Raw genomic sequence first — 1,355 nt, forward strand, 5'->3', positions numbered from 1 at the left:
CAATCCGCCAGGGATGCAGCCAATCGACCTTGCCCGCACGCCGCAGTCAACTGATAGGGGCGACCAGAATCTTCACTCTCCGGCCACGCTGAGCCCTCAGACTAAATTTTTCAGGTCCGACTAAATAACCCATTCAATCGGCCGTGGTGCGACAGGTTTCCTTCCCAGGACAAAATGGCCGGATAACAGCGCGAACGATCCCCCAATCAGTCCATCAGGAGAGAGACATGTCATCAGCGCAGGAGTCCACGGCCATGCCGCTGGCCGAGGCTTTGTCGAATGTGTTCGTCGAACTGGCCCGAGGAGGGCTTCCGCAATCCGTGCGAACCACCACGTGCCTGCACATTACGGACGCGCTGGGCATCGGCCTGGCGGCGCGGCGCACCGAGTTGGCAGCACAGGTCGAGGCCGCCGAGCGCGCGGCTTCGGGCGATGGTCCTTGCCGGCTGATCGGTGGAGGCAAGGCGTCAGCCCTGGCCGCGGCTTTCACGAATGGGTCGTTGATCCATATCCTGGATTTCGATGATATCCACGATTTCGGTCGTTTGCACCCGGCTGCGTGTGTGTTGCCGGCTGCCTTGGCGGCAGCGGACCTGGCGCCTTGTTCCGACGAGCTGTTGATCGATGCCGTGGCATTGGGTACCGAACTGATGGTGCGCCTGGGCGTGTTGTGCGCTCCCCAGGGCGATGGCCCGGGTTCCGACTGGTTCCTGACGCAGTTGTTTGGCTATCTTGGCGCGACCGTGGCGGCCGGGGTGGTGATGCAGTTCGATGCAGCGCGCCTGACCTCGGCCCTGGGGCTGGCCTACATGCAGTTGGCTGGCGGCAAGCAGGCAGGTTTTGGAACAGGCGCGACCTCCCGGGCCATCTACCCGGCGTTTGGGGCCCAGGGTGGCATGCATGCCGCGCTATTGGCACGCGCCGGCGTTACCGGCCCGGCTGGCGGGCTCGATGGCGCGGCGGGGATGTTCCGCATCTACCTGGGAGGCCTGCCCGACGAGAAAAGCCGGGCGAAATTGCTGGATTTCTCGACCTGGCACTTGCTGGATGTCGATATCAAGCCCTGGCCGTCCTGTCGCCTGTCGCACCCGTACATTGCGGTCGCGCTGGCTGCGCGAGCAGATGGCATACCGGAGCAGGGACGTATCGATGTCGCCGTGAACGCATCGGCGGCCCGGTTATGCCATCCTTTGACGCAACGCCAGTGTCCCCAGACCCTGCAAGATGCCAAATAGTCGGACCTGAAAAATTTAGTCTGAGGGCTCAGCGTGGCCGGAGAGTGAAGATTCTGGTCGCCCCTATCAGTTGACTGCGGCGTGCGGGCAAGGTCGATTGGCTGCATCCCTGGCGGATTG

General features: G+C 63.1%; 1 protein-coding gene. It reads left to right on the top strand.

The features are described from left to right. Positions 1–254 precede the first annotated feature (254 nt). A complete protein-coding gene (locus DN412_RS42815) occupies positions 255–1,235 on the top strand; it encodes an MmgE/PrpD family protein (RefSeq protein WP_161564142.1) in 981 nt (326 codons plus the stop codon). The last annotated feature ends 120 nt before the right edge of the window (positions 1,236–1,355 follow it).

It is taken from the genome of Cupriavidus lacunae (assembly GCF_003353055.1).
GTDB classification, from domain to species: domain Bacteria; phylum Pseudomonadota; class Gammaproteobacteria; order Burkholderiales; family Burkholderiaceae; genus Cupriavidus; species Cupriavidus lacunae.